We start from the raw sequence: 18,382 nt of genomic DNA, 5'->3' as shown, positions 1-18,382 counted from the left end.
CGGCGTTGCCGCGCCCGATCGCCGATCTGCGCTGTCACGGCCGCAGGACAAAACGCCGTGTCAGTTCGGGGTGCAGCAGGCCCGCAAGCACTTCGAAGCCGAAAGGCGTCCAAGATTTTGATACGTGGGTGCTTTCGGGGTCCCGAGCTTTGCAGCGCAGCCACGGTATCGGCGGGCCGGGATCCGGATGTTCGCGCAAATCCCCCACGCCCAACCTGGACAAGGTTCCGGATTTGTCCGTGCCCGCCGTGATCCGCTTACCGATGCCGCACGGGTCATCACACGGGAAGACGGTCCCGCGCCGGCCCGTCCAGGACGATGCGGCGCCCGATTGTAAGATCGCGCCGCTGAATGGGGCTTTGGAGCCGTCTCGGCCGAGGGCCGGCTTGGCCCGCCCCGGACAACTCCGGAGGATGGCGTCCACAGGGGAGGCTGCACTGCGCGCCATTCCCTCGCCAAGGAAAAAAATTCGGTCTACACGGCCGCTCCCCGAAGACGCACCCTGACAACGCTTACCTGCTGCGTATGCAGGACTGAGCCTGGAGAGCCTGAGCCATGCCGATTCTCACCTTCCCCGACGGCAACACGCGGGAGGTCGCCGCCGGCACCACCGGCCGCAGCGTGGTCGAGGGCATCGCCAAGTCGCTGGCCAAGCGTACCGTGGCCATGGCGCTCGACGGCACCGTCACCGATCTCGACGATCCGATCGCCCAGGATGCCCGCATCGAGTTCCTGGACCGGACCGACCCGCGCAGCCTGGAACTGATCCGCCACGATTGCGCGCACGTGCTCGCCGAGGCCGTCCAGAGCCTGTGGCCGGAGACGCAGGTGACGATCGGCCCGGTGATCGAGAACGGCTTCTACTACGATTTCTATCGCGAGACCCCGTTCACGCCGGAGGACTTCCCGAAGATCGAGGCGAAGATGCGCGAGATCATTTCTCGCGACGCGCCCTTCACCAAGGAGGTCTGGACGCGCGAGGACGTGCGCGGGCTGTTCGAGGGCAAGCAGGAGAAGTTCAAGGTCGAGCTGGTCGACGCGATCCCGCCCGGCGAGGATCTCAAGATCTACCGGCAGGGTGAATGGTTCGACCTGTGTCGTGGTCCGCACATGACCTCCACCGGGAAGGTCGGCACCGCCTTCAAGCTCATGAAGGTCGCGGGCGCCTATTGGCGCGGTGATTCGAACAACCCGATGCTCACCCGCATCTACGGCACGGCCTGGGCGAACCAGGCCGATCTCGACGGCTACCTGCACCGGCTCGAGGAGGCCGAGCGCCGGGACCACCGCCGGCTCGGCCGGGAGATGGACCTGTTCCACTTCCAAGAGGAGGGGCCGGGCGTCGTCTTCTGGCACGCCAAGGGCTGGACGATCTTCCAGGAGCTGATCGCCTATATGCGCCGGCGGCTCCGGGGGGACTACGCCGAGGTCAACGCCCCGCAGATCCTCGACAAGGCCCTGTGGGAGACCTCCGGCCACTGGGGCTGGTACCGCGAGAACATGTTCGCCGCGCAATCGGCGGGCGACGAGGCCGAGGACAAGCGCTGGTTCGCCCTCAAGCCGATGAACTGTCCGGGCCACGTGCAGATCTTCAAGCACGGCCTGAAGTCCTACCGCGACCTGCCCCTGCGGCTCGCCGAGTTCGGCGTGGTCCACCGCTACGAGCCGTCCGGCGCCATGCACGGGCTGATGCGCGTGCGCGGCTTCACCCAGGACGACGCCCACGTCTTCTGCACCGAGGACCAGCTCGCGGACGAGTGCCTGAAGATCAACGACCTGATCCTCTCGACCTACGCGGATTTCGGCTTCGACCAGATCGTCGTGAAGCTCTCGACGCGGCCGGAGAAGCGCGTCGGCTCGGACGCGCTCTGGGACCACGCCGAGGATGTGATGACCCGGGTGCTGACGCAGATCGAGGCGCAGTCGGCCGGCCGGATCCGCACGGAGGTCAATCCGGGGGAGGGCGCGTTCTACGGGCCTAAATTCGAGTACGTCCTGCGCGACGCCATCGGCCGCGACTGGCAATGCGGCACCACCCAGGTGGATTTCAACCTGCCCGAGCGGTTCGGCGCCTTCTACATCGATGCCGACGGCGCCCGGAAGCCGCCCGTGATGGTGCACCGGGCGATATGCGGCTCGATGGAGCGGTTCACCGGCATCCTGATCGAGCATTTCGCCGGGCATTTCCCGCTCTGGCTGTCGCCGGTCCAGGTGGTGGTGGCGACGATCACCGGCGAGGCCGATGCCTATGCCCGGGATGTCGTGCGCGCCCTGGAACGGGCCGGCCTGCGGGTCGAGGCCGATCTGCGCAACGAGAAGATCAACTACAAGGTCCGGGAGCACTCCCTCGCCAAGGTGCCGGTGCTGCTGGCGCTGGGCCGCCGCGAGGCCGAGGAGCGCACGGTCTCGATCCGTCGGCTCGGGAGCCAGCAGACCCGGACGTTGCCGCTCACGGAGGCGGTGGCGGCCTTCGTCGACGAGGCCACCGCCCCGGATCGCCGCCGGGCGGAAGCCGTGGCCGACACGGTCCCGACCAGCGACACCGTCCTCGACGGGCATCACGGCGTCCACGACGCCCCTTAAGGCTACAGACGACGACGGTCGCCGCCGCACCGAGAGGAGGCGGCGCGCCGATAGAGACGACCCCAGCCCCGCGGTGCCGAACCGCGGGGTTTTCTTTGGGGCGAACTTCCCCGAGGCCGGAAGGAATTCGTGCCGCGATGGGCGCGGCTGCCTCGATGACCGAGCTTCCTTGAGCGAAACATAATCTCGTCAAGGTTGGCGAAAGGAATCCCATTCTATGACCGCCCAGGAGCAGTCTTCGGCGGCGCGTTCGGCCGTGAGCGGGGCTTGGGCTCGGCCGGGCGCCTGAAGGGGGTTCGCCATCATGGCGCGAGCGAACAGGGTTTCGGCGCGGCTGCCACGGCGCGAGCGGGAGGCGATCGTCATCCCCCGTCCCTACGGGCTCTGCTGGGACCGGCGGCTCGGCACCCGGATCATGCGAGCCCTGGACAGCCTGCCGCACGGCTTCTGCCTGTTCGATGCCGGAGACCGCCTGCTCTTCGCCAATGACGGCTACCGGCGCATCTTCGGCCAGCCCGCCGGGCAGCTCCGTCCCGGCATGCACGCCCGGACGCTCATCGCGCTCAACGCCGCCAAGGGCCTGAAGGCCGAGCGGGATCCGGCGCAGATCTGGGCGGAGCGGTCCCGAGCCCTGGCCCGGCGCGACCCCGGCACCGTGCTGCAGACGCTCACGGACGGGCGCCAGATCGCCCTGGCGCTTCAGCCGCAACCGGGCGGGGGCTGGCTCGCCCTCTACGAGGACGTCACCGAGCGCCGAAAAGCGGAGTCGCTGCTGCGCCACAGGGCCCATCACGACCCGCTGACCGGCCTGCCCAACCGCTACCTGTTCGAGGCGCGGCTCGACCAGGCCACGGCCGAGCCTGCCGGCCGGGGCTGCGCGCTGCTGTGCATCGACCTCGATGGGTTCAAGCCGGTCAACGACCTCTACGGCCACGCCGCCGGCGACGCGCTGCTCCGGCAGATGGCCGGGCGGCTCCAGGAGGGTCTCGGCGACCGGGATACCGCCGCACGCCTCGGCGGCGACGAGTTCGTCCTGCTCCTGGACGAGGCTCCGGCCTCGACCGTGCTTGATCGGGCGCAGCGTCTCCACGCGCGTCTCACCGAACCCTACGATGTCGGCGCCGGGCAGCCGGTGCTGATCGGGGCCGCGATCGGCATTGCCCGCGCGCCGCAGCACGCCTGCCAGGCGCAGGCGCTGCTCGAGCAGGCCGACGCGGCGATGTACCGGGCCAAGCGGCTCGGCCATCCCTGCCTGTGGAGCGACGCGCTGGCCTCCGGCCCGGTCCGGGTTGCCGAAGGGGCGGTGTGAGCGCCGACGATGCGGCTCAGCGGGCCTTGTCGTGCTCCGCGAGGCCCACGGCCTTGTAATCGTAGGTCGGGTAGAACTCGGTCCGGTAGGCGCCCCAGGCGGTGTCCTCTAGGACGCGATTGATCTCGCGCAGCCGGGTGGCGGGCAGCCGCAGGGTGATGATCTGCCCGATCCCCATGACGACGTTCCACGAGACGACCTCGATGCCGGGCGGCGGGAAGGCCTTGTAGAAGCCCTGCTTGGCGAGCTGCTCGTTCAGCTCGGCCAGGGGCCGCGACTGGTCGTGCCGCAGGAAGACCGTCAGCAGGATCCCGTTGTCGGGCGTCGCCACGGCCGAGCCGGCCTGCGGTGGCGGCGTCGTCTGGGCCGCGGCCGGCCCGGCGGCGGACACCAGCAGGACGAGGGCCGCCAGGGCCGCTCCGGTCGTGATCCTCGAGCGTCCCATACAGCCTCCTGATCGTAAGCGAACCGATACGGCACCAACGCGCGCAGGATTGCTTCCGTCGCGATCCGGCGCCCCGGCTTTCAACCGGGCTCGACATCGTAGGACAGGCGCAGCCGCAGGCGGACGGTTCCCTGCTCGTCCCGGACGGCGATCACGTAATCCTGGCGCACCTGCGGATCCGAGAGCCCCTGCGCGATCCGGGTCATCATGCGGACCGCCTGATCCCGCGCGGCGGCGAGATCGGGCAGGTCGACACCCGTCTGATCACGAACCAGATTGGTGCCGTCATGGAGATCGATAAAGTATCGGGGCACGGAGTGTGGCTCTGGACGCGCGTTCGCTCGCCAGCTTCGTGCTACGTTGTTTCTACGTAGTGTCCAGCCGCCGTCGCCTGTGTCGCACCCGGGCGCGAGCGCCCGATCGCCTCAGCCGCCCTGGAGGCTCTCGGCGAAATCTTCCGGCACCTCGCCGAACTGGCCCAGGATCGTCACGCCCTCGAGCTCGCCGGTCTCGTCGTCTGCGACCACCTTTAAGGCCGCCGCGCCCGGCATGCGTCCGGCCAAGGCCTCGGCCTTCTTGAGGGCGCCGAACTCGCTCTGGGCGGGCTCCTGTCGAGCCGGCCGCAGCCGCTTCCGGTGCAGCTCGAACGGCTGCACCACGAATGTCGTCTTCATCGCCATACCGCCACCTTTGAAGCACGCCGCACGGTTGCGATAGAGCATCGCCCCAAGAGGTGGTGGCCGGCATTCGGAAACCGATGCCGTGCGATCAAAGGCCGCCGGCATCTCGAAGGCGGGCCGGCTGCACGGCGCCGCGTCGGTCACAGGCTGCGCGTCGTGACTCCGAGCGCCAGCAGCGCGTAGGCGCCGATGAAGAACCATTGCCGGTGCGCCACCACGGTCCGTCCGACCATGGGGATGCGGGTGTAGAGGCTCGCGATGGCCAGGCCGATGAGGACGGCCGAGACCAGGAAGGTGAGCAGGCGCGGGGCTGACAGCGTGGGCATGGCCCATGCTCGCGCCGGGACGGTTACCGGGGCGTTACCGGTCGAGCCCCGGGACACGGGGCCGGTCCGGCGTCAGCGGTCCGGTGGAGCCCGGCAGCAGACCGACCTGGGCCAGCCACAGCGCCATGATCGCCCCCGCGATCAAGGTGGCGAGCGAGGCCAGCCGGCCGGTCCAGCGCCGCGTGATGATCATGACGGCCAGGACGACCAGAAGGGCGAGAAGGAGAGCGAGCAGCAGCATCCGCGCGCAATGCCACGGCCGCGCCCGCGCGTCACCGCGCGCGGGGCACGACCCGCCCAAGCTATTCGCTCGAAAGTTGAGAACTTGGGGACAGCTCCGTCACCCGGTTACGCATGTTGCGGGTTCGGGCAGGATCGAGATCCGCTGACGGATCAAAGTCTTGATCGGGCTGCGGATCGCGATCGCAGCCTCCGACGGCGTATCAGGATTCGGTTTTCCGCGGCACGCTCGACGACGACCGCCCGGTCTCCGCCGTGGCTCTCGGTCGAGGACTGGAACAACGCCGAACAGATTTGTCGCACCATCAGCGAGATCTGTCTTAAACCGGACGAACACACTATTTAATGTCGAAGAACGGCGCATGCGGCGCCGAATTATGCGATGCTCAGCCAGATCGTCGCCGCGTGTACGTGCCCGCGCACGGGCCGAATCACCCGCCGTGCCGGCGTCTGGTTCGATCCACAAACCGGCGAGCCCGCGGCCACGATCTGGAAACACTGGCGCAGTGGTTATCAAAACCTCCGCCTATCAGGACAGTTCACCTGGCGGTTGTGCCAGAATTTCCCGACTCGGCGCTTGAGCATGCGCAGCGATCATGACCGAGATGCACCCCGTTGTAGGGTTTTGTAACTTGCATTCGGCCCTGAGAGGTAGCAAATCGCGCGTGAGGGGCACATTGGGAACCATGAAGTGACAGAAGAAACGATTGTGCACACGCCAGATCTGATCGGGCTGGCCGGCGACGTCGTCGCCGCTTACGTGTCGAACAACCCCGTTCCGGCCTCCGAGCTGCCGGCACTGATCGCCCGCGTGCACGGTGCGATCGCCGGTCTCGCCTCCGGTACGGGCACGGCTCCGGCCGGTACGGCGCCGCGCGAGACGGTCGACAAGCCGAGCCCGGCCCAGATCCGCAAGTCGGTGCAGCAGGACGGGATCGTCAGCTTCATCGACGGCAAGACTTACAAGACCTTGAAGCGGCACCTGACCGCGAACGGTCTGAGCCCGCAGAGCTACCGCGAGCGCTACGGCCTGCCGGCCGACTATCCGATGGTCGCACCGAGCTATGCCGAGCAGCGCTCCGCCCTCGCCAAGGCGATCGGGTTGGGTCAGCCCGGTGCCATGGCCGAGCGCGAGCGCAAGGGCCGCAAGGCCGCTTGAACCACCTGAACGCCTCCGGCGGCAGGCGCCGCCGAGGTCGTTCCGCCGCGCGCTTGGACCGGCGCGCACGCAATCCGGCCCCTCATTCGTCGACCGCGTGCCGCCGTCCCTGCCGATGAACCGCCGCGGTGGATAACCCGGCCCTGCCGACGCCCCCGAACGTTGCCGCGCGGCCACACACGTCCGGCACGTAGCGTGACACGGACAAGCTGCCACACTCTGCACAAAGCAGATGCCCACGCCGGTTCCCGAGAGTGACAGGTGCGGGATCGAAGCATGATGAAGCGTGAGCAGACGAACCCGAACTCCGTCGTGGCCTTCCCGGCGCATATCGCCCCGACCGTGGCCGACGAGGACACCGCATCGGTGATCGCGGTGCTGCAGGAGCAACTGGCCCTCGCCCGCGAGGGGCGTCTGCGCTCGGTGGCCGTCGTCTCGGTTTCGACGGATGGCGAGGCGATCGGCACGCAATGGTCGTGCAAGGGCGCCGACATCACCAGCCTGATCGGCAAGCTGACCGTGCTCACCCACGACATGATGTCGGCCCGCAAGTAAGCGGCCGCCGATTAAGATCGCCCCCGCGGGCCGTGGCCACGGTCGGGCGCGACGGGCCTCGCGCGGCGCAGCGGCCGAACCGCGATCCGATGTCGCTTCGCCAGGCCCTCGACCGGGGCGGCATCCGGGGCTGTCGGCCCTATCTCTCTGTCGCGGACCGGTGCCGGCAGGCGCGGGTCCGGCCCCAGCACAGAGGATCCGCCCGCCCATGAGACGCGCCCTGCTCGCCGCCGCGCTGGCCGCCTCGATCCTGGCTCCGGGAGCCGCGACCGCGCAGGACGCGAAGCGGACCGAGACGATCGACGGGCTGGTCCGGATCGTCGGCGCCCAGGCCGGAATCGTCCTCTATTGCCGCAAGCTCTACACCGTGGACGACACGGTCTCCGAAGGCCTGTCCCGGACCGTCCGACGGGCGCTCGATTCCGCCATCGGCCGTCGTCAGGCGAAGGCCGCCATCGCCGAGGAAGGCCAGCGCGTCGCCAGGACGATCGCTGAGGTCGGCGCGGACCAATGGTGCGCGGACCAGCGGGACATCCTCAACACCGACGGCGTCCGGGTGTTCGTCGACTGAGGCGCCCAATGCTCTCCGGCCGTTGCAACGCACGGTTCGAGATATCCGAGACGGGCCCGAGACAGAGTTGCGCCGAAGACGAGATATCGGCGCGGACCTCAACATCCGTTCTGCAGTGCAGAACAGATTATCTCCTTGTTCGCGCTGGGAACGTCTGTCATGTTTCGAGCGCGGACGAGTGAAAGCAGATCACGCCGGCTGTGATCGTTCCGACAAGAGCCCCAAGGGCTAGAAGACCGGCGTCGGAGGATTGCGCCATGTCGACACCGATCACCATCGCCGTCGCGCTCGTCGTATGCGGTGCTGCGCTCACGGCCTTCGCCTTCACCCGCGCCCCCCGGTCGAAGGACTTCGCGGGCTGGGACGTGATGTTCATGAGCGGGATCGGCGCCGTCGCGCTCGGCTTTCTCGCGACCTTGGTCGAGGTGGTCACCGGATAGCGCGCCGGCCTGCAGGCCCGGATTGCGGACAATCCGATGGGTTTCCGACACGTCATCTGAACCCGCAGCGCCGAAGCTGTGCGCTTCGAGGTTCACGAGACGGCGATGCTTGATCGACGGAATGCGCCGCGCACGGTCCTGAACGAGACCGGCAGCATCTCGATCGACGAGCATCGCAGCCTGCCCTGCATCGTCTACGATCGCTCCCTGGGCGGCGTTCGGGTCGCCCTGCCGGAGGCCGAGATCGTGCCGGACAGGTTTGTCCTCAGCCTCGATGCGAGCAACGAGATCCTGGTCTGCCGCTCGGTCTGGCGTAAGGCGGAGGAGATCGGCGCGGTGACGAACGAGCCGGAGGCCGACCGGTCGGCCCGATCGCGGATCCGGCGCGGCATCACCTCGGTCTGACGCGCCCGCCGCGACTCAGCTCGAGCGCCGCGCGCTCCACCGGCCGCTGCAGCTGATCGCGCCGCCGGTCGTCCGCCAGGTGCCGCTGCCAGCACCCTGGGTGTCGAGGCTGCCGGCGATCGGAACCGTGTTCGAGCCGCTGGTGATCGTGGCCTGCACGCTGCCGCTCGACGACACGCCGCCATCGATATCGACCTCGTCCCCGGGGATCGAGGCGTCGCTGTCCTTGATCTGGACCTGATAGCTCGTCTGCGCCGCGCAGGGCCCCTCGGACGTGGTGGCCACGATGGTCCAGGCGCCGTCGTAGCGGTTCGGCACCTTCACCTTCCGGGTGACCGCAGCGGCTGGCGAGAGGACACCCACGATCAGGGTGGCGGTCAGGAACGGAACGAGGCAGCGGGTCACGGGGGCTCTCATGCTGGCGTAGCCGGGATCGGCCACGTGGGGACAGAACCGCGTAGCCGTCGAACGGTTGCGGCGGCCGATGGGTCACCTTCGACCGCACCGTGTGTTCACTCCGTGCCGGGCCCGCTCCATCCCGGTTGCGGCGCCGCTGCGAGGAACATCCATGCCGGATCAACGATCGCCCAACGCCGACGACGCGCCCGTGCCCGATCTGCCCCAGGGCCTGCCGACGCCGCCGAACACCGGCGAGATGCCGCCCCCGAGGCTCCCGTCCCCTCCCGAGGACGATTCCGGGTCGCCGCAGCCCGACCCCGCACCGGACATCGCCGCGGTGCCGGGACCGTGAAGGCCATGCGCTGGAGCCTCGGTTTCGCGCTCCCCCTGGGCGCGGTCCCGGCGGCCTCCGCCGCCGAGCCGCTCACCATCGAACGGCTGAGCGCCGATGGCTGGGAGATCGCCGGCTATACCGGCACGTTCGACAATCGGTCTTCCCTGATCCTGTTTCGGAAGAAGGACACCAAATACCTCGTCCAGTGCTCGATCCTGTACGACGTGACGCGCAACCCGCGCGTCATCACGAATTGCTACGCACTGCACTGAGCTCGTTCGCGGCCGTGCCGCCGTGAACTTCGCCGGCTCGCATCCGTTGGCGTCCGAAACCCGACAACGGACGGATCCATGACACGCATGACGCTGGCGCTCTCGGGCGCCCTGACCCTCCTGCTGGCCGGCCCGGCCGCCGCGCAGGTGACCACCGGCGGTGCCGGCAATACCGGCGTGACCGCACCGCCCACCACGGGCGGCGTCGGAGCCGGCACCGTGGGCAACGGCCCGAACGCCCAGATCACCACGGGCACGACGGCCAACCCCAGCAACTCCTCCGTCCCGGGGACGACGCCGGGGGTCAATATCGGCGGCACCCCGACGAGCGGGCCGCCCGGCACCGGCGGCACCGCGGGCGGTCCGGCGCTCGGCAACCGCTAAAGCGCACGCTGCGGGCGCGAATACCGATTCGGCGCGGGCGAGGGCGCCGAATCATCAGTCGACTGCGACGAACCCGGCTGCGGCTCACTCGCCCCAATCGATGTCCAGCGACCGCTCGAACGCGGCCGCGGACATCTCCTTGCCCTTGGGATCGGCCACCATGATCTCCCGGAACCCGCGGCGGGCGAGCTCCCAGGTCTTCTCCATGGCCTGCTCGTCGGTCCCGCACGCGAAGGTCATGACGCGGCCGGACGGATCGATCCCCTTAACGGTGAACACGACGCTCTCCTTAGCTTTCACGCCCGCATATAGCGCGGCGCAGGCGATCGCGCTCTACCGATACTGAGCCCCCGGGACCCGCGGGGCCGGCGCCGCGTTGCTCTGGGACAGGGAGGCCTCGAATGACAGAGCCGCGCGAGCCCAGGACTGTTCCGGAACCGCCCCTTGCTCCGATCGATCGGGCTTCGGAGGCCGGACTGGCGGACATCGCGTCGAGCCCCTCTACCAAGCCACTGCCGACCGGAGAGGACGAGCCGGAGGTCGGTCTGTCGCAAAAGGGCAGCGATGAGGATGCGATCATCCGGCGCGAGACCGAGATCTGACAGAGACGGGTTCCCGTCACCCGTCGATCCCTGGACCTTCTCGCTTGTGCAGTGCACAACGGCGATGGCCGCGGCCAGACGTGCGGCCGAAGGAGACCAGTCATGGCGAATATTCCCAGCTTCGAGGTCCCGCCGCAGATGCGCGATCTGGCCGAAACCAGCGTCGAGCAGGCCCGCAAGGCGTTCGGAACCTTCATCGGCTCCGCCCGCCGCGCGACCGATACCCTCCAGGGCTCGACGGACGTGGCCCGGACCAATGCGCAGGACATCTACGCGCGCAGCCTGGACTATGCCGAGCAGAACGTCCGCGCGGCGTTCGACTTGGCGCAGAAGCTCGCCGCGGCCAAGTCCTTCCCGGAGGCGATGCAGCTTCAGGCCGAATACGTGCGCGAGCGCTTCGCCGCCATGCAGGCGCAGGCCAAGGATCTCGGCGGCCTCACCCAGGGCGCGTTCCAGCAGGGTGCCGAGCGCGCCAAGGCCGCGATGCAGCAGGGTGTCGAGGAGACCCGCAAGGCGGTAAAACAGGGCCAGGACGCGGCCCAGCAGATGGGTCAGGAGACGCAGCACGCCGCCGATCAGGCGTCGCACTGAGCGCGCGGACCTGAGGCGCGGGTTCTTCGGAGCCGGTGCCTCCGGTCCTGGGCCGGCGACGTGTCCTGGTGCCGCCGGCCCATCTAGGATGTGGAGTTGCCGATGATGTACGGCGAGGTGGGCCGTCTGATGGACGAGACCATCCGGCTGAGCATCCGCCAGGCGGAGAATGCCGCCCTTCTCGCAGTCGCGGTGCAATACGCCTGGCTGGACCTGTACCTCGAGGGCTATCGCGCGACGGGCGCTGCGGTGAGCAGCGAACTCGGGCACCAGGCCCGGACCCGCCGCCTGATCCAGCGCGGCGTCTCCCCGAGCGTCGCCGCCCAAGAATTGCACATCGTCTGAAACGGCCCCGAGAGAGGGGGCCGAACGTAGCGCCGCGAGCGGCTTCAGCGGGTCGTGTCGGCGGATGCCTGGACGATCGAGCGCGGAAGGGCCGCAACCGGGCGGCTGCCGGGACGGGCGGCCGAGACCGGCTGGGGTGTGGTCGTCAGGTCGCCGACGGCGCGGGCCTGCGTGGTCGCGCGGGCCTGCTCCCGGTACAGCGGCGGAGTCAGGTGCAGGCTGTCGTCGGCGGCGGCGGGGCCGGTGAAGATGGAGGCGGAGGTGAGCGCCGCCGACGCGAGGATGAGGATCGTGCGCATGGTGCGACTCCGGTTCGATCGCGGGATGCAATCGCTGAGTGCATGAGACCACGGATTTGTGCGCTGCGGCATGCTGATTGCGCATTGCAACATACCGCTACGTCGGCAAAGTTTTGCAGTTCTCGCGCGTGCTGCGCAGGGGAAAAAACAGTCCCGTCAGGATTTGCGCTATGCGTTCCCAGCAAATGAACTAAATTTCATCCGATGAACTCTCAAATATAAATTGCGCTGCATCGAGATTTAATTTTCCACCCCGGCGGTAAAACCGGCCTCACGACTGCGCCGAAGGTCCGTAGCCGCCTCTATGAGATCGCAAGGGCGGCTGGCGCCTCGCCGAAGCGGCCGACGCCCCCGGATCGACCGCGCGAGCCCGCTGACACGAATCAGCAACACGATCGCCAGCCCCACGTCACATAGGTGGGTTAGACGGAATCCAATCTTCAAATGCCCGGAGCGCGACCATGACGCCCGCCGACCTCGACAAGCGTGCCGAGTTGACCGTGTGGCCGAGCCGCTCGCTCGGTCGATCCGCCCAGGGACGTCCGTTCGCGACGCTGCGGGAGGCGCTCGCCGCCGCAGCCGAGGCGATCGCCGCCGACGACGCGCAGCCCTGGATCATCACCGAGGCGGGTGACGTGCTGTCGCCGCGCTGGATCCGGGCGAACACCGAATCCCACGCGCTGCAGTGATCGGAAGGTCCGACCTGCCCGCCGCTTCGGGGCGGCCCGCTCAGCACCCGATGCAGATGTCGTGCACCACATGCTCCCGGCGGGGACCGGTCCGCTGGTTCGGCAGCCGGCCATCGGTCGACGGGAAGCCGCTGCCGAGCGCCTGATACCGACGCCGACCGCCGGCCGGATCGACGACCGGAGGCGGCGGCGCGGGCGGGGCCGCTTCGGGCTCCTGAGCCGGACTGGGCGCGCTGTTCGCCATGCCGGGATCGGGGAGGGGCATCACCATCCCCTGAGCCGACGGGACGTGAGCGAACTCGCCCGCCTGAGCCTGCAGGGGCATGCAGACCAGGGCTAAGACGATCGGCCGACACCGCACCGGCATGACGCTCTCTCCGCGGCTCTCCGCTCGATGGCAGCCGGCGCGCCGTCTCGCGCCGGCCGGGTGGGCTTTCAAAGTGACGTGCCCGCTTCCGTCGGACCAGTACCGACTTCGGCGGCAAGCGCTCTAGTAGGCCCGGCCGTAGAACGGCTTCGATACCGGGTGATAGCGGTCGCTCACCGGCCAGGTATAGGGCTGGTCCTTGCCGGTCCGGATATCGGCGCCGAATTTCGGCGCGTTGAACCCGATGCCGTGAAGGCTCCCCGCGCGGCCCTTGGCGCCCTGCGCCGGTGCGCCCGCATCGCGCGCCAGAGCCGCGCTCGACAGCCCCACGAACAGAACAGCCGCGAGCGAAACGCGGCCCAGCATGACGGGTCTCATGGCTCTCTGCATCGTCGCCTCCTGCTCCGGCCGAGGTGCCGGAACACAAGGAACGGCACCGCTCCAACCCGGTTCCGCCCGCTTCGGCAGGGCCGTCAGAAGGTGTTCGCCCCGCCGAGACAGGCCACCGCCAGGGGCCCGTTGCAGGCCGTATCGACCTGCCCGGAACCGGCCGCGATCCCGGCGCCTCCGACCGCCCCGCCGCCACCGCGGGCCACCCCGGCGGCGTCGACCGCGTCGAGATCCCGGCCAATCGCCGCGCTCGCGCTGCCGGCGATGCCGGCGCCGCCGCCAGCAGCTCCGCCCGCGCCGGCGGTGGCCGTCGCGGTCGCAGCCGGATCGACGTTGAGGCCCGTCGCGCTGGCACCGATCCCGGCGCCGCTGGCGAAGCCGAAGCCGCCCGTCCCGGACGACGCCACCGACGCGGCCGCATTGCCGTTCGTGTTCAGACCGGTGGCGATGGCCGCCCCCCCGCCGATCCCGCCCAGACCGAAAGACGAGACGGCATTGCCCGAGATCGACCCGGAGGCCGAACGCGAGGCGGTGTTGAAGCCGCTGCGCGCCCCGGTCGCCCCGATCGTGCTCGCGGTCCCGCCCGACCGGGACGTCGTACCGGTGATGCCGGCGCCACCGGTCGTTCCGGACCCCGTGAGGCCGAGCTGACGCGTGCTGGTGCTCGCGCTGGTCGGCGGCGCGATGCTGCCGCCCCCGGAGCCGCCACCGCCGAAGCTGAGCTGTCCGGCATTCGCCAGGCCGCCGCCCTGCGCCGAGAGCCTCGGGAACGGGCCTGTGGTCGATCCGCCGCCGAGGCTGAGCTGCCCCGGATTGGCAATCGCCGTGACCGGCTCCAGCGAGGCCGCCGAGGGTGCGGTCGCGGTGGCGGACAGGTTCTGCGCCCAGGCCGACGTGGCGAACGGGAGCAGCATGGCGGCGGTGAGGAGGGCGCGCATGGCTGACGGCTTCCACGAGACGGTGTGTCCGTGGCCAACCCTGGCGCCTCTGGCGGGTTCCGGCGGTTCAGGCCGCCCGAACCCACACCGCGGTGTCGTGGAAGGTGGCGCCGTCGTTGGGGGCGGCCGGGGTGTCGCCGATCAGCGCGTTGATGCCGCGCCCGCCCGAGAAGGCGGCGGACGGCCACAGGCTCTCCACGACGACGATCCCGAGCGGCTGCCCCTCGGCGAGGCGGGCATGCAGCCGGACCCGGCCGCGGGTGTTGCCGATCTCCACCGCGTCGCCGGTGGCGATCCCGAGGCGGGCGCCGTCCGCCGGATGGAGCAGGCAGGTCGGGCGGCCCTCGCGCCGGATCGATTCCGGGCTGTTGGTGAAGGTGGTGTTGAGGAACTGGCGGGCCGGCGGCGCCACCATCCGGAACGGACGCTCGGCATCGCCGGGCTCGGACACCGCCCAATGGTCGGGCAGGGCCGGCATGCCGGCGGCCCGCGGCCCCAGTGCCGACCAGTCCGGACTGAACCGGAAGCGCCCGTCCGGATGGCCAAAGCCGGTGAGGAAGTGGCTCTCGGCGAAGCTCGGCTGCGCGTCGATCCAGCGCTCCTGCTCCAGCCGGTCGAGGCCGCCCCAGCCGGATCGGGCCAGGGTCGCGTCGGCGAGGCCCCGGGCGCTCAAGGCGAAGCCCGCATGGGCGGCCCCGAGCCGGCCGGCGAGGGCGGCGATCACGTCGTGGTTGGAGCGGCATTCCCCCGGCGGCTCCAGCAGCGCCGGCCCGGACTGGATGTGGCTGTGGCCGCCGGCCCCGTAGATGTCGTCGTGCTCCAGGAAGGTCGTGGCCGGCAACACGAGGTCGGCGAGCGCCGCCGTCTCGGTCAGGAACTGCTCGTGCACGGCCACGAACACGTCGGGCCGCATCAGGCCGGCGCGCACGCGGTTGCTGTCCGGGGCGGAGGCCGCCGGGTTGGCCGACTGGATCAGCATGGCCCGCACCGGCGGCCCGCCCTGCAGGGCGTCAGGATCGTCGGCCAGGATCGCGCCGATCCGGCTCATGTCGAGCTCGCGCACCCCCGGGGCCTTGACGTCTAGACCCTCGGTCAGGGTCTTGTCCCAGTTGAAGATCGCGGCGTTCTGCCAGAGGGCGCCGCCGCCCTCGTGCTGCCAGGCGCCGGTCACCGTCGGCAGGCAGGTCACCGCGTGGAGGTTGACCGCGCCGTTGCGCGTCCGGGTGAAGCCGAAGCCGCAGCGAATGTAGCTGCGCGGCGTCGCGCCGTAGAGCGCCGCGAAGGCCTCGATCTCGGCGACCGTGAGGCCGGTGATCGCCGCCGCCCAGTCCGGGGTTCGGGTCGCGAGATGGGCCTCCAGGGCCGCCGTGTCCTCGGCATGGGCCGCGAGATAGGTCCGGTCCGCGTAGCCATCGCGGAACAGCACGTGGAGCACCGCGCAGGCCAGGGCGCCGTCGGTGCCGGGCCGCGGCGCGAGGTGGAGGTCGGCCGCCGCCGCGGTGCCGGTGCGATAGGGATCGATCACCACCAGCTTGGCGCCCCGCGTCTTGCGGGCCCGGCTGATGTGGCTCATCGCGTTGACCTGGGTGCTCACCGGGTTGCCGCCCCAGACCACGATCAGATCGGAGAGCGCCATTTCCCGCGGGTCCGGGCCGGCGACGCGGCCGACACCGGCGCTCCAGCCGGCGATGGCGATCGATGTGCAGATGGTTCGCTTGCGCCGGGAATACCCCATCACATGGGTCAACCGGTGGATGCTGTCGCGCTGGACGAGCCCCATCGTGCCGCCGGAATTGTACGGCCAGACCGCCTCCGGACCGTGGTTTTCGGCGGCCTCCGTGAACGCGCCGGCCAGGCGGTCAAGGGCGGCGTCCCACGCGATCGGGCGCCACTGGCCGCTGCCCTTGGGGCCAACCCGTTCCAGCGGCTGCAGAATCCGATCCGGATGGTGGACCCGCTCACCGTAGCGGCTGACCTTCGCGCAGATCACCCCGGCGGTGTAGGGGTTGTCGCCGCCTTTCACCGAGACAACGCGGCCGTCCGCCACCTGCACGTCGAGGCTGCAGGCGGAGGGGCAATCATGCGGGCAGACGGTCCGGGCCAAGCGACGAACTCCGTGGCGTAGTCTCGCGGTGGTTGCGGGGATGATGCAAGCGCCGTGCATTTTTGAGGCGGATCCCGCGAAGGCAGCGGCTTTTTCGGCGACCGGATCGGCGTTCCGGCGAAGAATTCGGCCCCGTCCCGCCGAAGAATTGGCCTTCATCCTGCCGGATTGACGGTATGGTCTCGCGGTCCGGATCCGCTTTAACCAACGATTGTGCCCTTGCCAGATGTGTTCGCTCAAGGCTTGCGCAGCGCCGGCTGGCTCGCCGGGCTGCCGGCGCTCGCGCTGATCTGGGCGAGCGCGACCCTCTACGCCGCCCCGCAGATCGCCGAGACCCTCGAGGCTGCCGGCGCGCGCGTTGCCGCCGGCACCGCCACCACCACCGGCGAGCCCTGGCTGCGGCTGGAGGCACGGGGGCGCGACCTGGCAGCGGAGGGCGAGGCGCCCGATGTCGGCGAGCGCGAGACCGTGCTGGCGAAGCTCGCCGCCCTGGAGGGGCCCCGGCGGATCGTCTCGGAGGTCGGGCTGGTCGAGACGGCCACGCCGTTCCAATGGGCGGCGATCCGCACCGGGACCGCCCGGGTGGAGCTGGAGGGCAGCCGACCGGTGGAGATCGGACGGCGGGCTTTGGAGGCGCGGATCACCGGGGCGCTGGCGCCCGGGACCTATCTCGACGACACCGCCCGGGCAGCGCGGGGCGCGCCCCCGGACTTCGCCAGCGCGGCGGCGTTCCTGGCCGCCCGGCTGTCAGGGCTCGCCAAGGGCGGCCGGGCGGCGGTGAGCGACACCGTGCTCAACCTGTCCGGCGAGGCCCTGGACGTGCCGGCCTACGAGGCGTTGCGGTCCGCCCTGGCGAACCCGCCCGCGGGGTTCAGCATCGGGCGGATCGAGATCGTGCCGCCCGCGGTGGCGCAGTTCCGGTTCGCGGTGGAGAAATCGGCCCGGGGGATCGTGCTCGACGGCTTCGCGCCCTCCGCCGTGGACCGGGAGGCGGCCCTGCGCGCCGCCGCGGAGGCGGTGCCCGGCGGCACCGTGCAGGACCGGCTGCTCACCGCACGGGGGCTCGACCCGGCGATCGACCCGAAGGCCCTGATCGGCTTCGCGTTCAAGCTGGCCGAGCTGATCCAGACCGGCACCGTCACCTTCGCGGAGGACACCATCGCGGTCACCGGCGACGCCATCGACGCCCAGGCGATTCCCGACGCTGCTGCGCTGATGCGCGAGGCCCGGCCCGCCGGGGTGAAGGCCGGGCGGGTGGCGCTGGCGGCCCGGCCGCTCTCGCCCTACCGGGTGGCGATCCGCCGGACCCCGGAGGCGGTGACGCTGACCGGCCACCTGCCCGACGACGCGACCCGGGAGCGGGTGCTCGCTGCCTTACGGCCGCGCCTGTTCCGCGAGCCGGTGGTGGACCGCACCCGGCTGGCCGACGGCGCCCCGCCGGATCTCGGCACGGCGCTGGCCGCGGCCGCCCCCCTGGTGGTGAACCTCGCCATCGGAGAGGTCGCGGTGTCCGACCGGGCGCTGACGCTCACCGGCGAGAGCCTCTACCGCGAGGCCGCCGCCCGGCTGCCGGACAGGCTGGCCGAGGCGCTTCCCCCGGGCTGGACCGGGCAGGCCGCGGTTTCCGCGCGCCAGCCCGCCGAGACCCGCGACCCGGCCGCCTGCCGGGCCGAGGCCGCCGCGACGCTGGACCGGGCGTCCCTGCGCTTCCCGGCCGGCAGCGCGACGCTGGCGCCGTCCTTCTACCCCGTTCTCGATGCCCTGGCGGCCCTCGCCAAGGCCTGCCCGACCCTGCGCATCGCGGTCTCGGCCCCCGCCGATCCGGCCAAGCCGAAGCCGGCCCCGGGGGAGGGCGCCGCACCCGCCGAGACCCCGCCGACCGCGATGGCCGCCCCGCACGAGGCGCCCGCCGCCACCGGCTCGGCCCCGAAGCCCAACCCCAAGCCCGATCCCCA

Annotated in this window: 27 protein-coding genes; 15 read left to right on the top strand and 12 right to left on the bottom strand. The window is 70.4% G+C overall.

All coding sequences use genetic code 11. The features are described 5' to 3' along the window. Window positions 1-555: 555 nt before the first annotated feature. Complete coding sequence (thrS, locus tag WYO_RS20730) at window positions 556-2,583, top strand: threonine--tRNA ligase (protein WP_007566129.1); 2,028 nt, start codon at window positions 556-558, stop codon at window positions 2,581-2,583. Between the two features lie 304 nt (window positions 2,584-2,887). Then, window positions 2,888-3,892, top strand: coding sequence for a diguanylate cyclase (locus WYO_RS20725; RefSeq protein ID WP_007566127.1), 1,005 nt, complete (start codon window positions 2,888-2,890; stop codon window positions 3,890-3,892). A 16-nt stretch (window positions 3,893-3,908) separates the two neighbouring features. Here the strand turns inward: WYO_RS20725 and WYO_RS20720 are convergent, their stop codons facing one another. The 5 genes from WYO_RS20720 to WYO_RS20700 form a co-directional block, all read right to left on the bottom strand. Next, on the bottom strand, window positions 3,909-4,337 hold the full coding sequence (locus tag WYO_RS20720; RefSeq protein ID WP_007566125.1) for a hypothetical protein: 429 nt from the start codon (window positions 4,335-4,337) through the stop codon (window positions 3,909-3,911). Window positions 4,338-4,417: 80 nt separating this feature from the next. Then, complete coding sequence (locus WYO_RS20715) at window positions 4,418-4,651, bottom strand: hypothetical protein (RefSeq protein WP_007566123.1); 234 nt, start codon at window positions 4,649-4,651, stop codon at window positions 4,418-4,420. A 111-nt stretch (window positions 4,652-4,762) separates the two neighbouring features. Further along, window positions 4,763-5,017 carry a hypothetical protein gene (locus WYO_RS20710; RefSeq protein ID WP_007566121.1) on the bottom strand — a complete coding sequence of 85 codons (255 nt, stop codon included), beginning with the start codon at window positions 5,015-5,017 and terminating at the stop codon, window positions 4,763-4,765. A 140-nt stretch (window positions 5,018-5,157) separates the two neighbouring features. Continuing rightward, complete coding sequence (locus tag WYO_RS20705; protein WP_007566119.1) at window positions 5,158-5,343, bottom strand: hypothetical protein; 186 nt, start codon at window positions 5,341-5,343, stop codon at window positions 5,158-5,160. A gap of 34 nt (window positions 5,344-5,377) precedes the next feature. Next, window positions 5,378-5,584 carry a hypothetical protein gene (locus WYO_RS20700; RefSeq protein WP_007566117.1) on the bottom strand — a complete coding sequence of 69 codons (207 nt, stop codon included), beginning with the start codon at window positions 5,582-5,584 and terminating at the stop codon, window positions 5,378-5,380. A gap of 690 nt (window positions 5,585-6,274) precedes the next feature. On the opposite strand from WYO_RS20700, the gene WYO_RS20695 reads away from it, so the two are divergent. From WYO_RS20695 to WYO_RS20675, 5 genes are all read left to right on the top strand, one after another. After that, the gene (locus WYO_RS20695; RefSeq protein WP_007566115.1) at window positions 6,275-6,742 is read left to right on the top strand and encodes a MucR family transcriptional regulator; all 468 of its coding nucleotides are present in this window, start codon (window positions 6,275-6,277) and stop codon (window positions 6,740-6,742) included. A gap of 276 nt (window positions 6,743-7,018) precedes the next feature. Continuing rightward, entirely contained in the window at window positions 7,019-7,297 is a 279-nt protein-coding gene (locus WYO_RS20690; protein WP_007566112.1) for a hypothetical protein, read from the top strand. A 208-nt stretch (window positions 7,298-7,505) separates the two neighbouring features. Further along, window positions 7,506-7,868 (top strand): hypothetical protein, encoded by a 363-nt coding sequence (locus WYO_RS20685; protein WP_007566110.1) that lies wholly within the window; start codon window positions 7,506-7,508, stop codon window positions 7,866-7,868. A gap of 257 nt (window positions 7,869-8,125) precedes the next feature. Beyond that, window positions 8,126-8,308 (top strand): hypothetical protein, encoded by a 183-nt coding sequence (locus WYO_RS20680; protein WP_007566108.1) that lies wholly within the window; start codon window positions 8,126-8,128, stop codon window positions 8,306-8,308. Window positions 8,309-8,413: 105 nt separating this feature from the next. Then, a complete protein-coding gene (locus WYO_RS20675) occupies window positions 8,414-8,713 on the top strand; it encodes a PilZ domain-containing protein (protein WP_007566106.1) in 300 nt (99 codons plus the stop codon). A 15-nt stretch (window positions 8,714-8,728) separates the two neighbouring features. On the opposite strand, the gene WYO_RS20670 is transcribed toward WYO_RS20675, so the two are convergent. After that, a complete protein-coding gene (locus WYO_RS20670) occupies window positions 8,729-9,118 on the bottom strand; it encodes a heme utilization protein (protein WP_230365981.1) in 390 nt (129 codons plus the stop codon). A gap of 163 nt (window positions 9,119-9,281) precedes the next feature. Here WYO_RS20670 and WYO_RS20665 point away from each other — a divergent pair, with 163 nt between their 5' ends. From WYO_RS20665 to WYO_RS20655, 3 genes are all read left to right on the top strand, one after another. Continuing rightward, complete coding sequence (locus WYO_RS20665) at window positions 9,282-9,464, top strand: hypothetical protein (RefSeq protein ID WP_007566102.1); 183 nt, start codon at window positions 9,282-9,284, stop codon at window positions 9,462-9,464. Window positions 9,465-9,469: 5 nt separating this feature from the next. Then, window positions 9,470-9,718: a hypothetical protein gene (locus tag WYO_RS20660; RefSeq protein ID WP_007566100.1), complete on the top strand. Its 249-nt coding sequence runs from the start codon at window positions 9,470-9,472 to the stop codon at window positions 9,716-9,718. Window positions 9,719-9,796: 78 nt separating this feature from the next. Continuing rightward, entirely contained in the window at window positions 9,797-10,102 is a 306-nt protein-coding gene (locus WYO_RS20655; RefSeq protein WP_007566098.1) for a hypothetical protein, read from the top strand. An 84-nt stretch (window positions 10,103-10,186) separates the two neighbouring features. On the opposite strand, the gene WYO_RS20650 is transcribed toward WYO_RS20655, so the two are convergent. Beyond that, window positions 10,187-10,381 carry a hypothetical protein gene (locus WYO_RS20650; RefSeq protein WP_007566096.1) on the bottom strand — a complete coding sequence of 65 codons (195 nt, stop codon included), beginning with the start codon at window positions 10,379-10,381 and terminating at the stop codon, window positions 10,187-10,189. Between the two features lie 122 nt (window positions 10,382-10,503). Between WYO_RS20650 and WYO_RS20645 the strand changes: the two genes are divergently transcribed. The 3 genes from WYO_RS20645 to WYO_RS20635 all read left to right on the top strand — a co-directional run bounded on the left by WYO_RS20645 (window position 10,504) and on the right by WYO_RS20635 (window position 11,640). Continuing rightward, window positions 10,504-10,704, top strand: coding sequence for a hypothetical protein (locus WYO_RS20645; RefSeq protein WP_007566094.1), 201 nt, complete (start codon window positions 10,504-10,506; stop codon window positions 10,702-10,704). 102 nt (window positions 10,705-10,806) lie between these two features. Beyond that, window positions 10,807-11,295, top strand: a complete 489-nt coding sequence (locus WYO_RS20640; RefSeq protein ID WP_007566092.1) for a phasin — start codon at window positions 10,807-10,809, stop codon at window positions 11,293-11,295. A 102-nt stretch (window positions 11,296-11,397) separates the two neighbouring features. Then, the gene (locus WYO_RS20635) at window positions 11,398-11,640 is read left to right on the top strand and encodes a hypothetical protein (protein ID WP_007566090.1); all 243 of its coding nucleotides are present in this window, start codon (window positions 11,398-11,400) and stop codon (window positions 11,638-11,640) included. Window positions 11,641-11,684: 44 nt separating this feature from the next. Here the strand turns inward: WYO_RS20635 and WYO_RS20630 are convergent, their stop codons facing one another. Next, window positions 11,685-11,939, bottom strand: coding sequence for a hypothetical protein (locus tag WYO_RS20630; RefSeq protein WP_007566088.1), 255 nt, complete (start codon window positions 11,937-11,939; stop codon window positions 11,685-11,687). A gap of 461 nt (window positions 11,940-12,400) precedes the next feature. On the opposite strand from WYO_RS20630, the gene WYO_RS20625 reads away from it, so the two are divergent. Next, window positions 12,401-12,628 carry a hypothetical protein gene (locus tag WYO_RS20625; protein WP_007566086.1) on the top strand — a complete coding sequence of 76 codons (228 nt, stop codon included), beginning with the start codon at window positions 12,401-12,403 and terminating at the stop codon, window positions 12,626-12,628. A 40-nt stretch (window positions 12,629-12,668) separates the two neighbouring features. On the opposite strand, the gene WYO_RS20620 is transcribed toward WYO_RS20625, so the two are convergent. The 4 genes from WYO_RS20620 to WYO_RS20605 all read right to left on the bottom strand — a co-directional run bounded on the left by WYO_RS20620 (window position 12,669) and on the right by WYO_RS20605 (window position 16,427). After that, on the bottom strand, window positions 12,669-12,995 hold the full coding sequence (locus WYO_RS20620) for a hypothetical protein (RefSeq protein ID WP_007566083.1): 327 nt from the start codon (window positions 12,993-12,995) through the stop codon (window positions 12,669-12,671). Between the two features lie 123 nt (window positions 12,996-13,118). After that, window positions 13,119-13,361, bottom strand: a complete 243-nt coding sequence (locus WYO_RS20615; protein WP_244424243.1) for a hypothetical protein — start codon at window positions 13,359-13,361, stop codon at window positions 13,119-13,121. A 107-nt stretch (window positions 13,362-13,468) separates the two neighbouring features. Then, window positions 13,469-14,323, bottom strand: coding sequence for a hypothetical protein (locus WYO_RS30500; RefSeq protein WP_007566078.1), 855 nt, complete (start codon window positions 14,321-14,323; stop codon window positions 13,469-13,471). A 67-nt stretch (window positions 14,324-14,390) separates the two neighbouring features. Continuing rightward, on the bottom strand, window positions 14,391-16,427 hold the full coding sequence (locus WYO_RS20605; protein ID WP_007566076.1) for a molybdopterin oxidoreductase family protein: 2,037 nt from the start codon (window positions 16,425-16,427) through the stop codon (window positions 14,391-14,393). A gap of 213 nt (window positions 16,428-16,640) precedes the next feature. Between WYO_RS20605 and WYO_RS20600 the strand changes: the two genes are divergently transcribed. After that, the coding region (locus WYO_RS20600) for a hypothetical protein (protein WP_244424241.1) at window positions 16,641-18,382 on the top strand (1,742 nt) is incomplete at its 3' end.

It is taken from the genome of Methylobacterium sp. GXF4 (assembly GCF_000272495.1).
GTDB lineage: Bacteria > Pseudomonadota > Alphaproteobacteria > Rhizobiales > Beijerinckiaceae > Methylobacterium > Methylobacterium brachiatum.
The sequence above is the reverse complement of the archived record's forward strand: the minus strand, read 5'-3'. Positions and strand labels throughout refer to the sequence as shown.